Source organism: Arthrobacter glycogeni, from assembly GCF_054511155.1.
In genome coordinates, this window is the sequence record NZ_JBTNDE010000014.1 from 1 (window position 1) to 16,741 (window position 16,741).

Annotated in this window: 19 protein-coding genes and 1 tRNA gene; 10 read left to right on the forward strand and 10 right to left on the reverse strand. The window is 64.2% G+C overall.

Annotated elements, in window-relative coordinates:
- On the forward strand, nucleotides 1–318 hold a 318-nt coding region (locus ACX80O_RS10720; RefSeq protein ID WP_459333439.1), incomplete at its 5' end, for an HNH endonuclease.
- 240 nt (nucleotides 319–558) lie between these two features.
- Here the strand turns inward: ACX80O_RS10720 and ACX80O_RS10725 are convergent.
- Entirely contained in the window at nucleotides 559–1,944 is a 1,386-nt protein-coding gene (locus tag ACX80O_RS10725; RefSeq protein WP_459306206.1) for a GH1 family beta-glucosidase, read from the reverse strand.
- A gap of 130 nt (nucleotides 1,945–2,074) precedes the next feature.
- Here ACX80O_RS10725 and ACX80O_RS10730 point away from each other — a divergent pair, with 130 nt between their 5' ends.
- Nucleotides 2,075–2,971 (forward strand): CPBP family intramembrane glutamic endopeptidase, encoded by an 897-nt coding sequence (locus ACX80O_RS10730; RefSeq protein WP_459333440.1) that lies wholly within the window; start codon nucleotides 2,075–2,077, stop codon nucleotides 2,969–2,971.
- A gap of 50 nt (nucleotides 2,972–3,021) precedes the next feature.
- Nucleotides 3,022–3,831: an enoyl-CoA hydratase/isomerase family protein gene (locus tag ACX80O_RS10735; protein WP_459306202.1), complete on the forward strand. Its 810-nt coding sequence runs from the start codon at nucleotides 3,022–3,024 to the stop codon at nucleotides 3,829–3,831.
- A gap of 128 nt (nucleotides 3,832–3,959) precedes the next feature.
- On the opposite strand, the gene ACX80O_RS10740 is transcribed toward ACX80O_RS10735, so the two are convergent.
- The 4 genes from ACX80O_RS10740 to ACX80O_RS10755 all read right to left on the reverse strand — a co-directional run bounded on the left by ACX80O_RS10740 (nucleotide 3,960) and on the right by ACX80O_RS10755 (nucleotide 7,589).
- The gene (locus ACX80O_RS10740; protein WP_459306201.1) at nucleotides 3,960–4,196 is read right to left on the reverse strand and encodes a DUF1059 domain-containing protein; all 237 of its coding nucleotides are present in this window, start codon (nucleotides 4,194–4,196) and stop codon (nucleotides 3,960–3,962) included.
- An 82-nt stretch (nucleotides 4,197–4,278) separates the two neighbouring features.
- Nucleotides 4,279–5,172 carry a sigma-70 family RNA polymerase sigma factor gene (locus ACX80O_RS10745; protein ID WP_459333441.1) on the reverse strand — a complete coding sequence of 298 codons (894 nt, stop codon included), beginning with the start codon at nucleotides 5,170–5,172 and terminating at the stop codon, nucleotides 4,279–4,281.
- 212 nt (nucleotides 5,173–5,384) lie between these two features.
- Nucleotides 5,385–5,864, reverse strand: coding sequence for a Dps family protein (locus ACX80O_RS10750; protein ID WP_459306197.1), 480 nt, complete (start codon nucleotides 5,862–5,864; stop codon nucleotides 5,385–5,387).
- Between the two features lie 225 nt (nucleotides 5,865–6,089).
- On the reverse strand, nucleotides 6,090–7,589 hold the full coding sequence (locus tag ACX80O_RS10755) for an FAD-dependent oxidoreductase (RefSeq protein ID WP_459306195.1): 1,500 nt from the start codon (nucleotides 7,587–7,589) through the stop codon (nucleotides 6,090–6,092).
- Nucleotides 7,590–7,712: 123 nt separating this feature from the next.
- Between ACX80O_RS10755 and ACX80O_RS10760 the strand changes: the two genes are divergently transcribed.
- Genes ACX80O_RS10760 through ACX80O_RS10770 form a run of 3 tightly spaced genes read left to right on the forward strand, consistent with a single transcriptional unit; the run spans nucleotide 7,713 to nucleotide 10,848 of the window.
- Nucleotides 7,713–8,792 (forward strand): acyl-CoA dehydrogenase family protein, encoded by a 1,080-nt coding sequence (locus tag ACX80O_RS10760; protein ID WP_459333442.1) that lies wholly within the window; start codon nucleotides 7,713–7,715, stop codon nucleotides 8,790–8,792.
- Nucleotides 8,786–10,147: a PIG-L family deacetylase gene (locus ACX80O_RS10765; RefSeq protein WP_459333443.1), complete on the forward strand. Its 1,362-nt coding sequence runs from the start codon at nucleotides 8,786–8,788 to the stop codon at nucleotides 10,145–10,147. The genes ACX80O_RS10760 and ACX80O_RS10765 overlap by 7 nt, the downstream gene beginning before the upstream one ends.
- On the forward strand, nucleotides 10,144–10,848 hold the full coding sequence (locus ACX80O_RS10770) for a glycosyltransferase family 2 protein (protein ID WP_459333444.1): 705 nt from the start codon (nucleotides 10,144–10,146) through the stop codon (nucleotides 10,846–10,848). The genes ACX80O_RS10765 and ACX80O_RS10770 overlap by 4 nt, the downstream gene beginning before the upstream one ends.
- Before the next feature lie 17 nt (nucleotides 10,849–10,865).
- On the opposite strand, the gene ACX80O_RS10775 is transcribed toward ACX80O_RS10770, so the two are convergent.
- The 3 genes from ACX80O_RS10775 to ACX80O_RS10785 form a co-directional block, all read right to left on the reverse strand.
- The gene (locus tag ACX80O_RS10775) at nucleotides 10,866–11,084 is read right to left on the reverse strand and encodes a hypothetical protein (protein WP_459306187.1); all 219 of its coding nucleotides are present in this window, start codon (nucleotides 11,082–11,084) and stop codon (nucleotides 10,866–10,868) included.
- Between the two features lie 112 nt (nucleotides 11,085–11,196).
- Complete coding sequence (locus tag ACX80O_RS10780) at nucleotides 11,197–11,994, reverse strand: SDR family oxidoreductase (protein WP_459306185.1); 798 nt, start codon at nucleotides 11,992–11,994, stop codon at nucleotides 11,197–11,199.
- A gap of 95 nt (nucleotides 11,995–12,089) precedes the next feature.
- Nucleotides 12,090–12,166 (reverse strand) — tRNA-Val (locus ACX80O_RS10785).
- A 176-nt stretch (nucleotides 12,167–12,342) separates the two neighbouring features.
- On the opposite strand from ACX80O_RS10785, the gene ACX80O_RS10790 reads away from it, so the two are divergent.
- From ACX80O_RS10790 to ACX80O_RS10805, 4 genes are all read left to right on the forward strand, one after another.
- On the forward strand, nucleotides 12,343–12,579 hold the full coding sequence (locus ACX80O_RS10790) for a DUF2630 family protein (RefSeq protein ID WP_459306183.1): 237 nt from the start codon (nucleotides 12,343–12,345) through the stop codon (nucleotides 12,577–12,579).
- Complete coding sequence (locus ACX80O_RS10795; RefSeq protein ID WP_459306181.1) at nucleotides 12,579–13,247, forward strand: haloacid dehalogenase type II; 669 nt, start codon at nucleotides 12,579–12,581, stop codon at nucleotides 13,245–13,247. The genes ACX80O_RS10790 and ACX80O_RS10795 overlap by 1 nt, the downstream gene beginning before the upstream one ends.
- Before the next feature lie 223 nt (nucleotides 13,248–13,470).
- Nucleotides 13,471–14,838, forward strand: a complete 1,368-nt coding sequence (locus ACX80O_RS10800) for a TrkH family potassium uptake protein (protein ID WP_459306238.1) — start codon at nucleotides 13,471–13,473, stop codon at nucleotides 14,836–14,838.
- On the forward strand, nucleotides 14,831–15,523 hold the full coding sequence (locus ACX80O_RS10805) for a potassium channel family protein (protein WP_459333445.1): 693 nt from the start codon (nucleotides 14,831–14,833) through the stop codon (nucleotides 15,521–15,523). Before ACX80O_RS10800 ends, ACX80O_RS10805 begins: the two co-directional genes overlap by 8 nt.
- A gap of 81 nt (nucleotides 15,524–15,604) precedes the next feature.
- Here the strand turns inward: ACX80O_RS10805 and ACX80O_RS10810 are convergent, their stop codons facing one another.
- Nucleotides 15,605–15,874, reverse strand: coding sequence for a hypothetical protein (locus tag ACX80O_RS10810; protein WP_459306177.1), 270 nt, complete (start codon nucleotides 15,872–15,874; stop codon nucleotides 15,605–15,607).
- A complete protein-coding gene (gene ku, locus ACX80O_RS10815) occupies nucleotides 15,874–16,734 on the reverse strand; it encodes a non-homologous end joining protein Ku (RefSeq protein ID WP_459333446.1) in 861 nt (286 codons plus the stop codon). The genes ACX80O_RS10810 and ku overlap by 1 nt, the downstream gene beginning before the upstream one ends.
- Between the last annotated feature and the right edge of the window lie 7 nt (nucleotides 16,735–16,741).

The following is a 16,741-nucleotide window of genomic DNA, read 5'->3' on the forward strand; positions in this document are numbered from 1 at the left end:
CGGGTGCCGAAAGATTTACAGGACGCGGTCAGGGTACGGGATGGGACGTGCCGTCATCCGGGGTGTAACCGGTTGGCGGTGTTCTGCGAACTCGACCACACGATCCCCTGGTCCCGGGGCGGGACGACCCGCTACTCAAATCTGGCAGCGCTCTGTAAACGTCACCACATGTTCAAAACGGAGGGTTTCTGGCATTACACCCAACCCGAACCCGGGATGATCATCGCGATCTCCCCCGCCGGGGAAACCTACACCACCAAACCCAACCCACCACCCACACCACCACCACCGCGACCAGAAACCCCACCACCGTTCTAGGATGAAGCCCCTCCGTTCGCTTCAATACCACCGCTGCGTGGGGATCTCTCGGTTGGCGGTTGTCTAACGGATGCTGACCTCTCGATGATCACAGCTGCCACCGACACGGAGTTTAACTGGCCACCCGGTAGGGGGGAGCGTGCCCCTCTTGCCCCCTCCAGACAGCCTTTTACCTGTCGCTCTTGCGCCTGTGTCAGATGAAGTAATAGTCCGCCATCAGGGGATGGGCTGCCAGGTTCGCTACTTCGTTGGAGGGTTTTGCTCGGTGGGATGCGGGCCGCTGACCGAGCGGATGATCTCCGCGTAACGGTAGAAGGATGCACGCGGCACCCGCTCCAGTGTCGCGGGTTCCAATCGCACCAGACCAAACTTCTTCGTATACCCCTCCTGCCATTCCCAGTTGTCCATCAGGGTCCAGTGGAAATAGCCGCGCACGTCAATGCCGGCGGCCACTGCTTCACCGATCGCCGCGAGATGCTTCTCGAGGAACTCGATCCGCCGGGTGTCCTGCAGACCGCCGTTCCGGCCAGCCGACCCGCCCTGCGGTTCGTCGTCGTACGCGCAGCCGTTCTCTGTGACGTACACCGGGGGTAGATGGGGATACGAAGCCTTGAGCTGCTTCAAAATTGTGGGTAGACCGGCAGGCAGGACGGGCCAGCCGAAGTCGGTGACCGGGACGCCGTCGTACGGCTTCGGAGCAAAAGGCACCGGGTAAAACGGGGGAGCCGCCCCGACCTTGGTGGGGAAATAATAGTTGACGCCGTAGAAGTCCAGCGGTGCTGAGATGATTTCCATGTCGCCGTCCTGGATTACCTCGAAGGAGATCCCGTCCACCTCCTCCAGTTCGGGCGGATATCTGCCGGCGAGGACCGGGCCGGCGAACTGGCCGTTGTGATAATGGTCGTAGAGCACCGCAAGACGCGCATCCTTGTCGGAGTCTGTGGCAGGTTCCACCGGGGAATGGTTATTGACGATTCCCACTGGGGTGGAGAGGGTCTCGCGCAGAATCCGCACCGCGTGACCGTGCGCCAACAGTAGATGGTGAGCGACGACGAAGGCACTGCCCAGCAGCATCAGACCCGGTGCGGCGTGTCCGATCGCATGCCCGACGCCGGCATGCACCACCGGCTCATTCAGGGTCATCCAGGCAGCAACCTTGGTGCCGAACTCGTCGCGAAGGATCCGGGTGTAGTCGGCGAAGGCGCCAACCGTGTCACGGTTCTGCCAGCCGCCGGCATCCTGTAGCGCAAGGGGCAAGTCCCAGTGGTAGATGGTGACCCAGGGCTGAATGCCGCGCTCCAGCAAGGCATCGAGCAGTCGATGGTAGAAGGCAACGCCCTCCGGGTTGGCCGGTCCGCGACCCATCGGCTGGATCCGCGGCCAGGCGATCGACATCCGGTACACCTGCCCGCCCAATTGCTGGAGCAGGTCGAAGTCCTCGGCATACCGATGATAATGATCGCAGGCGATCGCAGCGCTCGACGCATCAAGGATGTTCGTGTGGGTCCTCGCGTAAGCGTCCCAGATACTCTCGCCGCGCCCGCCCTGGTGGATCCCGCCCTCAATCTGCGCGGCAGCGGTGGAGGTTCCCAAGACAAACCCGGGCGGTAAACCAAACTCATTCATCTATTTCACCCGTTCTAACGCTCGGACTGATTCCTTTACCTAAAACCCCTAAACACGTTTGGTCAATGGCATCGGCCTGCGATGTCGGCGATTGCTGCGGTCAGTGAGGCGTGCGGGTAGTGTGCTGACTATGCGGATCAAACCCACCCCCGACCCGTCCGGGGCGCAGGCAGCTGGTCCAACAGACGGCCTGAACGGTGCGCCACACGCCCGGTTCGCCAACCCCGCACAGCATAGCCCGGCAGGACCCCTCAGGCCGGGGTGGGGACTCTGGCAGGCGGCAACCGGTCTGGTGCTGGTACTGGCGTTACCCCTGGGGGCTACGCTGGCCCTCTCCTCGGTCCTCCCGTTCGGGCCTGAGCTGGTCTTCGTGTCATTGTGCTTCACCTGGATCGCCCTTCTGGGGACCAGCATTCTCGCATCGCGGGTGTGGGGCTTCGGATCGCTGGCCAGTGACTTCGGGCTGCGGTTCAAGTGGATCGACCTGGCGATCGGGGTTGGCGTGGGCATCGCGGCGCGCATCATCCTGGCACTCGTACAGGTGATCATCACCCTGCTCTGGCCACTCGGTGAAGGTGAAGTTCTGCAAGGAAACGCCGGAGTCTTCCTGACCGGCGACACTGGCTGGATCTTTGTGAACGCGGTCCTCGGCGGGGCGCTGATCGCGCCGTTCCTTGAGGAACTCTTCAACCGTGGACTCGTCCTGCGTGCCGTCCAGAACGCATGGTGGTTACGTGGCTCCGCCAAAGGCAAGGTCTCGCCCGCAACCCCACGGCGCTCCCTGACGACTGCGACAGTGGTGGCAATCCTCATCAGTTCCCTCGCCTTCGGCCTGCTGCATACCGGCGCGGTTGCCGACCTCCGCTCCTCGGTCTACCTGTTGGTCGGCACCTTCACGGTGGGAGTAATCTGCGGCGTCCTTACCGTGTGGACCGGCCGACTGGGGCCAGCGATCATCACCCATGTGGTCTTCAACGGTTCGGCAATAGGGCTGCTCTTGATCCTCCCGCCCGAGCTGCTCCCATAGATCGCCTATTCACCACCTAAGTCACCGCCGACAGGAAAGCGCCGCAGCCCATGCAGCTCAAGCAATATTCGACCGTCCTGGTCACCCACGAGGACTCATTGGTCACCATCACCCTCAACCGGCCGGAGGCGCTCAACGCTCTGTCGTCACAGGTACTCGACGATTTGGAGGCCGTCTTCAACGTTCTCAGCACGGCGGCCGACGACGGCGACTGGCCATTCCGCGGCGCAATCATCACCGGAGCGGGCGAGAAGGCATTTGTAGCCGGGGCGGATATTCGCGAAATGGCCGCAATGACACCCGATCAAGCCTGGGCGTACAGCACCAGGATGCAGGCGCTTACGCTCACGCTGGAGGCTCTCCCGGTACCGGTTATCGCTGCGGTCAACGGGTACGCCCTGGGCGGAGGATGTGAGCTGGCGATGGCCTGTGATTTCATTTATGCCACAAGAGCAGCCTCTTTTGGCCAACCGGAGGTGAGTCTGGGGCTTGTTCCGGGGTTCGGTGGTTCCGTCAGAATGCAGCGCAGGGTGGGACCCGCCGTAGCCCGGGAACTGCTCTACACCGGTCGGCGTATCCCAGCGGATGAGGCGCTTCGATTGGGCCTCGTCAACGCGATTTTCAGCGACCAGGATGAGCTGCTCGCGGCCGCACGGAAAACGATCGGAGCAATTGCCAGGCAATCTCCCACGGCGGTCGCCGCGGTGAAGGAGACGGTGGCACGCGTAGAGGGTCTATCCACCACCGACGGTCTGGCCATCGAAGCCGAATCCTTCAAGCAGGCTTTCACTACGTCGGACATGCGCGAAGGAACCCGGGCCTTTCTTGCCAAGGAAAAACCCGCCTTCCCCGGCAACTAAGCGGGGAAGGCGGGTCAGCGGGCACCAAGTGGTGCGGCGCGCGAAGTCGGGTTAGATCAGCTCGGCTGCGGCTAGCCAGTCGGCCTCTTGAGCGCCAAGACCGATGTCACAGTGCGCATCCGGTGCACTCAACCCGGAGGGAGCTCGGCGTAGGCGCGCTTGACTCCGTTGTACCAGTCGAGCGCTTTCTTGGGTCGCATCCAGCGGCGCTTCATTTCGTCACGTGCCTCCGCGTGTTTGACGTCCCCCGCCTTGACTGTCTCCTTCAGGTGCCGGTCCTGTGCCTTAATAATCTCGTCGGCTGTTGCCGCTCTGTGCGCTAGTTCGCAAGGTCCGCCAAGATCGTGGCAGGTCATCGTCTTCATGGTTTCCTCTTCCTGGCGTCGCGCCCTGCGGCGGCTCCTATCCCTTTGACGAGTGGGTGGCCAAATATGTGACCGAACCGGCTCAACCCGTTACGGATCCGGTCATGTCAGGCATAACGGTTAGCCCGGTGCGACGAACGATACCCGCGAGCACCTCCGGTTCGGCACGAAACACGATCGACTCTATTGCGCCATCTACAACGGCGAAGTCAAACGCGACCATGGGCCGCCCGCGGTGGAACCAAGCGGCACCTGGTCGACCATTGACAAATACCGGAAGCGCTGCGTGCGCGCTGCCGTTGAAGAAGCGCGCAACGGCTTCTTGACCCTCGATTTGTTGGGGGGTGCCCGACGCGATCGCCGCGGCGTCGGCCCTCACGCTCGCTCCGGGAGCGAGCAGGGCCAAGAGCCGGATCAGGTTGCTCCCTCGCGCGGCTGCCATGAAGGCATCGACGACTCGCCCGTCGGTGACTGGTCCGCCCCTCTGTACGTTCGCGACCTTGGCGCGCGCTCGGGAGGCGAGCTTCCGGGTGGCGGCCGGGGTACGGCCCAGTATCTCGCCGATAGTGTCGAAGTCGTAAGCGAACGACTCGTGCAGCACGAGCGCGACACGCTCATTCGGGGTCAGACGATCGACGACCACCCGCAACGCCTGGCCGACGGACTCCCTCTGCTCGACTGACTCAACCGGGTCGTGACCAAGGTTCCTTGGCCCGCCGCGGTCCCCCGCGAGCGTCGCAAAAGTTTCCTGGAATTCATGGGGAGCGGGTACCCGGGCGCGAAGGCGATCGACGCACAACCGCGTGGTTACCTTGGTCAACCAGGCCGGAAGATTCTCAATCTCGGCCGCGCTATTGTCTAGCCGGAACCAAGTCTGCTGCACGATGTCTTCAGCCTCATGACGATCGTCGAGCACCCGAGTCGCGACGCTGACAAGTCTGGCTCGCTCGCACTGGAATACTTCTGCCTGCTCCACGGATTCATACTATGGCTCCATCCGCTCCGATATCCAGAACGCAGAGGACAGAGGGCAAGCCCCAAGCGACACTGATCACCTCAGCACTGGAGATTTACCTACCGACCCGGCGAAGGCAACAGTGCCAGTAGATCAGCGCCGCATGACGAAACGACATCTCGGTCAAACCGGACTCATCGGCCGCCTTGAGCGAGCGGAAGATCAGCGGACGCCTAGACCCTGGCGGGCTTCGTTACCGTCGCCGTCGGCTCCATGTTTTCAGCGTCAACCATCCACGCGTACTGTTCAAGCTTTTCGATGAAGCCGTGCAGGATGTCGGCCGTGGTGGGATCTTCCTCGTCGATCTGATCGTGGACGTCACGCATAGTTTTCACAGTGCCCTCAAGCATTGCGACGACCATGGTGACCGTGTCCTTGGTCGAGACCAGTCCCGCCGGGAACTCATTGAGGGTGGTGCCCTTCGCAACTGATGTGCTGCGGCCATCGGGTACCGCATGCAGGGCACGCATGCGCTCGGCGATCTGGTCGGCGAAGAGGCGGGCGTCGTCGATGATCTCATCAAGCTGCAGGTGCATGTCGCGGAAGTTCTTCCCGACGACGTTCCAGTGAGCCTGCTTTCCTTGTAGGTGGAGCTCAATGAGCTCCACCAGTACGGCCTGCATGTTATCGGTCAGTGTTTTGGACGCCTTCATAACTATCCTCCTGTGAGTCGGACCAGCCCGCCCGATCCCGGGAGAGTCAAAGTAAGGGGTGAATGCATCTTCACCCTAGACCGCGAATGTTGTGGAAATCCAGCGGGAACTACTACCATAAGCCACCTTAGTAGCTCTTGTGGCGTTGGCCCCACCCGTGCTCAACCCTCGCGCCGAGCTACCCGGCAGGCAGCTGGCGCTCACGGCCGGGTACCCACCGGCCGGTCAGGAACCTGGCGTGAGGTCGCGGGTAGCAGGTCCTTCCAGAAGGGTTCCATCCGCGGTGAAACGTGAGCCGTGCAGGGGACAATCCCAGGACCGTTCGGCGTCGTTCCAGCCCAGGACGCCGCCCAGGTGCGGGCAGACCACCGATACCCGGTGGGTCACGCCGTCGACCACGCAGACGCCCACAGGCCGCGCACCGTTGCGAACCACGATGCCCTGACCCTCCGGTGGACTCACCGTGCTGGTGCGGGCCAGCCCGCCCAGCCAGCCGCTCAGCAACTCCAACCCGGCGCCGGCGTTCGACCTGACGGTGCTGAGCGCGTCCTGCCGGGCGATCCGAGTGGCGTAGAGCTTGTTGGCCCAGGGCATCTGTCCACCGAGAATCTCGGCCGATAAGGCCAGCGCGGCTGCCACCGCGTTGGTCATACCCCACTTGTTGTAGCCGGTTGCCGTGTAGATTCGGTGGCGGCTGAGGGGCAGCTTGCCCACGTAGGGCAGGGCGGACGCAGGTTCGTAGTCCTGCGCGGACCAGAAATGAACCGGCCGCGCCGCTGGAAAGTGTCCCCGGGTCCAGCGCACCAGATCATCAACGAGACCCTGCGTGTGGCTTTCGCGGCCCACCCGGTGCCCGTTGCCGCCGACAATCAGGTAGCTGCGACCGTCGACGACGGCGGTCCGCAGGGAACGCGTCGGCGAGTCGATGGAAAGGTACATCTGGTCGACACCCTGCGGCGCCCCGTCGTCGACGGCGAACGCCACCGCGTAGGACCGCTGCGGGGTAAGAACGGAGAAGTGGCCCCCACGGTCGAGGATCGGCGTACCGGTTGCAAGGATCAGGTTTTCGGCGGTCACCGACCCGCGCGGGGTATTGACCTGGATCTTGTCACCCTTGAGCCTGCCGGTGCTGATTCCTTGCACCCTGACCCCCTCAACGAGGTGACCGCCGTGGGCCCGCAGGTCTGCCGCGAGGCCGGCAAGGCCCTGCAGGGGGTGGAATTGCGCCTGTCCGGGGAGGCGCAGCACGCCGGTGACAGCGAACGGCAGGGTAGAGACATCCTCCAGGATGGGCGTCAACCCTGCCTGGAGGCAGGCATCACGCTCGGCTGCGAGGGCAACAGCACCGGAATCCGTGACCGCGTAGGTGACCGCATCAGTGGTGTCGAACGGAATCCCGTGGTCACTGCAGAAACGCAGCAACCAGGACTGTCCCTCAAGGTTCCCGGTGACGTAGTGACGCGCGATGTCGGCGTCGTGATGCCGGATAATGGTGGACAGCTGGGTTCCTTGCAGAAGCGAGATTTTACCGGTGGTATTCCCGGTGGTGACATCGCCAGCACGTCGGGCCTCCAGGACGGCGACTCGTTGGCCGGATCGCGCAAGCAGCAACGCGGTGCAGATCCCGGTGATTCCGGCGCCTACCACCACAGAGTCGAAGCTGGCATCAGGAGTAAAGGGGTCGGTCGGAATGTGGGGCCGAGTCGCCTGCCAGAGGGATGCCATCGGGTGCCTTCCGCCGTCGGAGTGTGGGACCTAAGCCCACTCCGAAAATCCTCCCCCGTCAAGGCGTCGCCCGTCTCGCCAGGTTTCCCGACGACGACGGACCCGGATTGACTAAGTATGCTGATGATTGGACCGCCAGAGGAAGAGGACCATGTGACGACGCCGAAGCGGGCAGTACTTTTGACGAGTGGGTCAGACACAGAGGCTGCCCTCAACGACCGGGACGCCCTCTACGACCGGGCACTGGCCGCTGCAGGGTCGGTGCCGCATGCCCTTACTCTGGCCGCGGACGTCGGCCAGATGACCCCAGTTCCCGGCGCGGGATCGACTGTAGTTCTGTGGGAGACGCTGGCGACCCTCGCCGCCGCTGACCTGTCGGTCGCCCGCACCGTCGAACCTCATCTGGACGCCCTGGCCATCTTGCAGCAGGCCCAGCTGCCGGTGACTGACGGCACCTGGGGTGTGTTCGCCGCCGAAGCACCCGGAGCCCGCCTTGATGCGAAGCCAGGCATCGACGACGCCTGGCTCCTGACCGGACGCAAGCCCTGGTGTTCCTTGGCGAGCAGGCTCGACCTGGCGGTGGTGACGGCTCACGTCCCCGACGGCGAACGGCGTGCCTTCACGGTTGACCTGCGGCAGCGGGGAGTCACAGCAATCTCCGGTACCTGGGTGAGCCGCGGGCTCACCGCAGTGGACAGCGGGCCCGTCGACTTCGACCAGGTACCCGTTTCACCGGTCGGCCCCGACAACTGGTATCTGGAACGCGACGGGTTCGCCTGGGGCGGATTGGGGGTAGCTGCGTGCTGGTACGGCGGAGCGGTAGGTGTCGCCCGGCGGCTGCTGCGCTCGTTCGGGGAACGACCACCTGATCAGGTGGCGCTGATGCACCTCGGCGAGGTGGACTGGCACCTGCACGCAGCCCGGGTAGCGTTGGCCGGGGCAGCGGCCGACGTCGACGCCGGCAGGGCGGCGGGCGCTGCTGGGGCGCTGCTTGCCGCACGGGTCAGGGGGATCGTTGCGGTCGCCGCCGAATCGGTACTCTCAACGGTGGCTCACGGGTTGGGGCCCGCCCCGCTGGTGCTTGAGGAAGACCACGCGCGGCGGGTTGCCGACCTGCAGGTCTACCTGCGGCAGCATCACGCCGAACGCGATGCAGCGTCACTGGGGCGCCACCTCCACCAGACGGAGGTTGCCCCATGGTGACCTTTACCCATGACGAGGCAGGGACACCCGAACAGAGCTGGAGCCAGGACTGGCGGAGCGACGCGCGGCTCAGCCTTGAGGCACTCTTTGACGGACGGATGCCTGAGCGCGTGATGCTGGTCGCAGCGCACCCTGATGACGAGACGCTCGGCGCGGCCGGGCTGGTCCGCCGTCTGGCCAGCGCTGGAGTGGCAACGGACATCGTCGTCGCCACCAACGGCGAAGCGTCCCATCCGAACTCCCCGACACACACCCCGGTTCAGCTGGCCGAGGTGCGGCGAAGGGAACTGGAGGAAGCCGTGGAGTTACTCGCGCCCTCAGCGCGGACACATTTCCTCGACCTACCCGACGGCTTGCTGGACGCTGGGGAGCTCGTTGGCCAACTGCGCCGGATTGCTGCGATGGGCGGACGGCCTGACGAACGCCTCCTGCTGGTGGCGCCCTGGCGGGGGGACGGGCACGGCGATCATGAGGCCGCTGGCGAGGCGGCAGCCATGCTGGCCACCGACTTGAATATGCCGTTGTTGGAATACCCGGTATGGCTCTGGCATTGGGCGACCCCGGATTCCCCGGAAGTGCCCTGGGAACGCCTTGCGGTGCTTGACCTGGCCGGTGACGAGCAGGCGTTGAAGCAGTCGGCGTTGCTCCTGCACGCCAGTCAGACGGCGCCGCTGTCCGGGGCGCCCGGTGATGAGGCTCTGCTCGCACCGGCGTTCCTTGACCACTTCGCCCGCGGTTTTGAAACCTTCATCCCCACTCCAACGTCGGGTGTGTTTGAGCGGTTGCACGCGGCAGCCGACGACCCGTGGGGGCTCCAGGACCGGTTCTACGAACGCCGCAAACGGTCGGTGGCATTGGCGCTGCTGCCGAGGGAACGGTTCGCCGCAACACTCGAACTAGGGTGCTCGATTGGGGTGCTCTCAGCCGAGCTCGCGGCGCGCTCAGATTCTTTACTTGCTCTGGACATCAGCCCAACGGCGGTCGCTGCCACCCAGCACAGACTGGCTGGCTATCCGGCCGCCACGGCCCAGGCGGCCTCGGTGCCGCGGGACTGGCCCGCAGGCGAATTCGATCTCATAGTACTTTCCGAGGTGGGATACTTTCTCACCCGTCCGCAGCTGCTCGACGTCGTCGCCCGGGCGGTCGCGTCCTTGACTCCCGACGGCGTGGTGCTGCTCTGCCATTGGCGTCACCCGGTGGACGGCTGGGAGTTGGACGGGGACACCGTGCACGAGATTTTCCGCAGGTCATCACCGCTGGCTCTGTTGGCTGAACAATGCGAGGAGGATTTCCGCATCGACCTGTTGGTCCATCCACCGGCGGTCTCGGTGGCCCGGGCGACCGGTGTGCTGTGACAGCCCAGCAGCTCCCCGAGGTTGTCGTCGTCGTCGTTCCCGCCCGGAACGAGGAGGAGAGCCTGCCGCTATGTCTTGCCGCCCTCGACGTGGCTAGCGGGGCGCTCGCGGACGCCTACCCCACCGTTGACCTGACGGTCATTGTGGTGCTGGACGGCTGCACCGACTCGTCAGCGGAGGTGGTGAGAGAGTATCCGTTTGCCCGGCCGCTGGATGTCGATTTCGCGTCGGTCGGACCAGCACGCCGGGCGGGCATCGCTCACGCCATCGAGCGGGTAGGTCGGCCGCCCGGCGGGATTTGGGTGGCGAATACCGACGCCGACACCGTGGTGCCACGACACTGGCTTGTCGAGCAGTGCCGGTTGGCTGCCCAAGGAGTGCAGTTGGTGTTGGGGACCGTGGTGCCCGATCCAGCGGGGCTAGGCGTTGAACGGGAGCGGGCCTGGCACGCGGCGCATCCGCTCGAGCATGGGCACAACTACATCCATGGGGCAAATCTTGGATTCCGGGCGGATAGCTATCTGCTGGCAGACGGGTTCGCGGCGCTGGATGTCCACGAGGATGTTGATCTGGTGGATCGCCTGAAAGCGCTGGGTGTCACCTGGTCGGCTGTGGATACCATCAGGGCGACCACCTCCGCCAGGACGATGGGCCGCACGCCGGGCGGGTTTGCCGGCTATCTGCGGGAGTTGCCGCTGTAGCCGGTAGTGGGTCGTGACTAATCGGCCCGCTTGAGCCGGTAGCCGTCGTCGCAGTGAATCAGGCGTCGACCCGCGCCGCCGTTGAGCTGGATCCACAGCACCGACGCGTCGTCGGTGCGCATCTCGACGACGCCGGCTACCGGCCCGTCGCTGTGATGATTGAACGCGACCTGCTGCCCGCTGCGGAGGGTAGACCAGTCCTTGATGTGATCGCGGGATGGCGATGAAGTGTCCATGGACGGAATTCCTTTCAGTACGGGAGGCTGATAACCCAACGTACTGTCCCAGCCTGAACAGCAGGTGAATGCCACCTGAGCGTCCGGGGCCGCCCGGACGCTCAGACGCTACTTAAACCGAGCGCCAGTCTCCGCTCGTCAGATGCGAGCCGGCCTGCGGGCCCATCTGCAGCATGCCGCCGTCTACCACCCATGAGGCGCCGTTGACGTAACTGGACGCGGGGGATGCAAGAAACCCAATTACCGCTGCGACTTCCTCGGCCGCTCCGGGGCGGCCCAGGGGAATGCCTGGTCGGTCGACATCGTGGGGATCCTTGTCGCCGGCGTCGTTCATCGGTGTCGAAATTTCCCCCGGCAGGACAGCGTTGGCGGTGATCCCCTGGTCGCCCAACTCCAGGGCGATGGTCTTGATCAGTCCGCCGAGGCCGTGCTTTGATGCGTCGTAGGCGGCCGAACCGACGCGGGGCTGCTCCTGGTGAACGCTGGTGACGGCGATGATCCTGCCGCCGTTTCCCGCCGAAATCATTGTCGCAGCGGCGCGCTGGATACAGACGAACGCCCCGTCGAGGTTGGCGGCGACGGTACCCCGCCATTCGTCGTAGCTGGTGTCCATGAAGGGGGTGCCGCCGTTGACGCCTGCGTTGTTGACGAACACATCGACTCCACCGAGGTCGCTGATCATCTGGTCCACCACGTCGCCGCATGCTGGGGCATCGGTGGTATCGAGTTGGGCAACCACCGCAGCACGTCCAAACTCGCGGACCAGGCGGGCGGTTTCGTTGGCGCCGTCCTCGTCGGAGTGCCAGGTGATCCCGACATCGCACCCAGCCTCTGCGAGGGCAAGGGCTGTCGCCCGGCCAATTCCTGAGTCGGATCCGGTGACTATTGCGGTGCTGGGTGAGTATGCCATAGCTCCATCCTTCCGAGGATCGAGCTTTGAAAGCAAGCCTGCTGGTCTCCCGGTTAAGCCAAACCGGCCCGCCGCGATGAGCGAAGGGCCGGTAGTGGTGCCTGCGCGGGGCCTTGATCCCCGGGCCTTCCGCGTGTGAAGCGGATGCTCTGCCAGACTGAGCTACACAGGCGAGTGTTCCGCTGCGCATCAGCGCAGAGCAACAGCTCCCAGTTTAGGCCATCCTCGGGCTGTGCAAAATCCGAAAGTTCTTTGACGCTGCGCCAGGATGCAACGGGCTGGTTTTTCGGCCCAGGACTACATAGCCTGACACCCTGAAGCCACACACAACGTCGAGGAGATTTCGTCATGGAAAACCGGGACCTGCTGGAACGCATCCAGAAGCTCGTCGATGAAGAACACCAGCTCCGGGAGGGCACGGTCGAGGACGCCGAATCCCGCCGTGAGCGGCTGCGCCGGGTGGGACAGGACCTTGACCAATGCTGGGATTTGTTGCGCCAGCGCCGCGCCCGGCAGGACGCCGGCGGTGACCCGGCCGACGCCGGGGCACGCCCAATCGACCAGGTAGAAAGCTACCGGCAATAATGGCTACGCCGGTCATAGTTTTCGACGTCAACGAAACCCTCTCTGATTTGTCGCCCATGGCGCAGTATTTCGCGGAGGTTGGAGTGCCCGAGGAGCTGGCGGGCAGTTGGTTCGCCGGGGTGCTGCGCGACGGTTTTGGCCTCGCCGCTGCCGGCGCCAACGAACGGTTCTCGGTCATCGCCGACGCTACGCTGCGTTCGATTCTCGCGGGCCGGCGGCTCAACCGCAGCATCGACGACGCCGTCGCCCATCTTCTGGGCTGCCTGCAGGCGTTGCCGGTGCATCAGGATGTTCCCGACGCCGTCGGGCGGCTCGCCCATGCCGGGCACCGCCTGGTGGCGCTCACCAACGGCGCGACTGCTACGGCGGACTCCCTCCTGAAGCGGGGTGGGGTGCGGGAGCATTTCGAACTGCTGCTGTCCGTTGAGGATGCTCCGCTCTGGAAGCCCGCACCGGCGTCGTATGCGTACGCTGCCGTCCGCTGCGGCACCGCCCCCGCGGATATGTTGCTGGTTGCTGTGCATCCGTGGGACATTGACGGGGCAGCCCGGGCGGGCCTGCAGACGGCATGGATCAATCGCTCCGGCGTCCCGTATCCCACCTACGCCACGCCACCGACCTATACCACCGACGGTCTCGCCGCCCTGGCGGACCAGCTCACCCGCTAAAGGGGCGGCCCCGTGAGGAGATGCAGTGGGCTAACTCCGGGACACCTTGGCCATCAGACCGTAAAGAACCCATAAAGATCGCCGGTTCTGCCTAAGACGGGCGGTTCAATTGAGACGTTAGCCCGCGGCTCTGCGGGGCCGTCGATCTGTTGAGTGGTTGGTTCACGCGGTGAAGTCCTTCAAGGCCGTCGTCGATGGGGCGCGCGCTTGGGTTGCGCCTGCCATGCACTCGGCGGCCCGCTGGTTGGCCACCGTGGTGGAAGCACTCTCGCCGAAGCACCCGGCCCAGTTCATCGTCACGGGGTTCGCCGCCGCCATCGCTGTGGGCACCGGCCTGCTGATGCTGCCAGTCTCCAAGGTCGGTCCCGGCGGCGCGACCTTGCTCGAAGCACTCTTTACTGCCACATCAGCTGTCTGCGTGACGGGGCTGACTGTGGTCGACACCGCCGTGTACTGGACGCCACTGGGGCAAGTCATCATCCTGGCGTTGATCCAGCTCGGCGGGTTCGGGATCATGTCTTTCGCCTCCCTCCTGGGAGTGCTGCTTGCGCGCCGACTAGGACTGAAGTCCCGGATTTCGGTGGCCGCCGAGACCAAGAGCTCAGGATTCGGTGACGTCCGGCGGGTGCTGCTGGGGGTGCTGAAGGTGACACTTGTGGTTGAGGCAGCAACCGCCGTCGTCCTCGCGGTGCGGTTCTGGGCGGGCTACGGCCACAGCCCGCTGGATGCTGCCTGGCTGGGGGTCTTCCACTCGGTCTCATCCTTCAACAACGCCGGTTTCGCCCTTTTCAGCGACAACCTCATGAGGTTCGTTTCCGATCCGTGGATCTGCCTGCCCATCGCGGTTGCCGTGATCATCGGCGGAGTCGGCTTTCCCGTCGTTTTCGAACTGCTCAAGGAGTTCCGGGTGCCCCGGCGCTGGAGCATGAACACCAAACTGGTGCTCAGCGGAACGGTAATCCTGTTGTTCACCGGAGCACTTTTCATTACGGCGGTTGAGTGGTCCAATCCCGGGACGCTCGGCCCGCTCAGTACCCAGGACAAGATCCTGGCCGGGTTTTTCCAGTCGGTGCAGACCCGCACCGCAGGCTTTAACAGCGTTGACCTGAGCCAGGCCAACCCGGTGACCTGGCTCATCATGGACCTTTTGATGTTCATCGGCGGTGGACCTGCTGGAACTGCGGGCGGTCTTAAAATCACTACCTTCGGGGTGCTGTTCTTCATCCTATATACGGAGATTCGCGGTGGTGCCGCGGTGAACGTGTTCGGAAAGCGGCTGCCTCGCTCAGTACACCGGCAGGCAATCACCGTGGTGCTCCTCTCGGTGGCCTTGGTCGTGGGTTCCACCATGGTCCTCATGCTGATCACCGACGTCGGTCTTGACCGGCTGCTGTTCGAGGTGGTTTCAGCGTTCGCAACCGTGGGACTGTCCACGGGGATTACCGCTCAACTTCCAGCCGCCGGGCAGTTGGTCCTCGTGGCTGTCATGTTTGTCGGACGGCTGGGCACCATCACCCTCGCATCCGCCCTGGCCCTCCGGTCACGGCCCGTTCTCTACGAGTTCCCGAAAGAAAGGCCACTCATTGGCTAGCCTATTTTCCCCGAAGACCCTCGACTGGATCGCTGAAGCTGACTCCGTTGCGGTGATCGGGCTCGGTCGGTTCGGTGGATCCCTCGCGCTCGAACTGGCCGACGCCGGCACCGAAGTGCTGGGAATCGACGCCCGCGAAGATATTGTCCAGGCCTTCAACGGGCGGCTGACCCATGTGGTGCGTGCAGACTCGACAAACCCTGAGGTTCTCCGGCAGCTCTCGGTCCACGATTTTGATCGGGTTGTGGTGGGAATCGGCAGCGATCTGGAAGCGAGCATCCTCACCACCTCGCTGCTGCTGCGATTCGAGAAAACTACCATCTGGGCGAAGGCAGTCAGTGAAGCCCACGCTCAGATCCTTGTCCAGCTCGGTGTTGAGCATGTCATCCGTCCGGAACACGACATGGGCAGACGGGTAGCCCACCTCGTGCGGGGGGCAATGCTCGACTATGTTGAATTTGAAGACAACTTCGCTCTCGTCAAGACACGTCCGCCCCGCGAAATCTGGGACCGGGAGTTGGGAACAACTGGCATCCGTGCCAGACACGGTGTCACAGTCGTCGCGGTCAGACGAAGCGGCGGCGAGTGGGGTCACACCACGGCCCAGACCACCCTGTACAGTGACGACCTCATCATCGTTGCCGGGCCAACCGCGAAGGCCGAAGCCTTCAGCGCGCTCGCCTAGAGTCCGGTGGGCAGGGCAGGTGGGGTATCGCTTCGTTCCTGGGAATTCTGGGGGTTCCCGGGGGACAACCCCGGCAGCGGGCTAGCGTAGCGCGAGCCAGCCCAGGGTCACCGCGCCCAGGGTCCGGCGGAACCCACTCTCGCCATTTACTAACTCCAGTACTGCCCAGAGACCCAGGCAGGCGATACTGACGGTCCGCAGAATCCGCCGGTTGTCTTCCCGCCGCGCCATCCGGGAGGCAATCCCAAAGATGGTCCACCCGAGCACAGGTGCGTTGGGAGCCTGCGCGATGGTCTGTTCGCCCCGCGAATTGGTGAAAAAGCCGGACAGGGGGGAGGGCGGGTAGGCCATCAGGCTCCTTTCGATTTTGCTTTGGCTGGTGCAGTGGTCTTCGGCTCGGACGCCTTCGTGCCGGCGGCGCCCTTCTTCTCGCGATTCTTTTCGACGCTCCGCCGCAGCGCCTCCATCAGGTCCAGGACCTTGCCGCCGCCGTCGTCACCGGATTCCCCGAACGTCTCCTCCGTGTCGAGCGCCTCACCCTTCTGAAGCTTCGCGTCGATGAGGGTGCGCAGCTGTTCCTGGTACTCGTCGGTGAAGTTCTCGGGGTCGAAGTCGGTGGAGAAGGAGTCGACCAGGGCCGCCGACATTTCCTTCTCCTTGGCCGAGATCCGCACCCGCTCATCGAGAGCCGGGAACTTGGCCTCCCGCACCTCGTCGTCCCACAGCAGCGACTGGAGCATGAGCACATCGCCGCGGACGCGGAGGGCACCAAGCCGGCTCTTTTGCCGCAGTGTGAACTGAACGATCGCCGTACGGTCAGTCTCCTCAAGGGTGCGCCGCAGCAGGACGTAAGCCTTGGTGGAGGTCGAATCCGGTTCCAGGAAGTAGGAACGGTCCAGCATGATCGGGTCGATCTGGTCGCTGGGAACGAACTCCACGACGCCGATCTCGCGGCTTTTCTCAACGGGAAGCGTCGCAAAATCCTCTTCAGTGAGCACCACAGTGCGCTCGCCGTCGTCGTACGCCTTATCGATGTTCTTATATTCGACCACCTCCCCGCAGATTTCGCAGCGACGCTGGTAGCGGATACGACCGCCGTCCTTGTCGTGGACCTGGTGGAGGCTGATGTCATGATCTTCGGTGGCGCTGTAGACCTTGACCGGCACGTTGACCAGCCCAAAAGCGACGGCGCCCTTCCAGATGGCTCTCATGTACCAA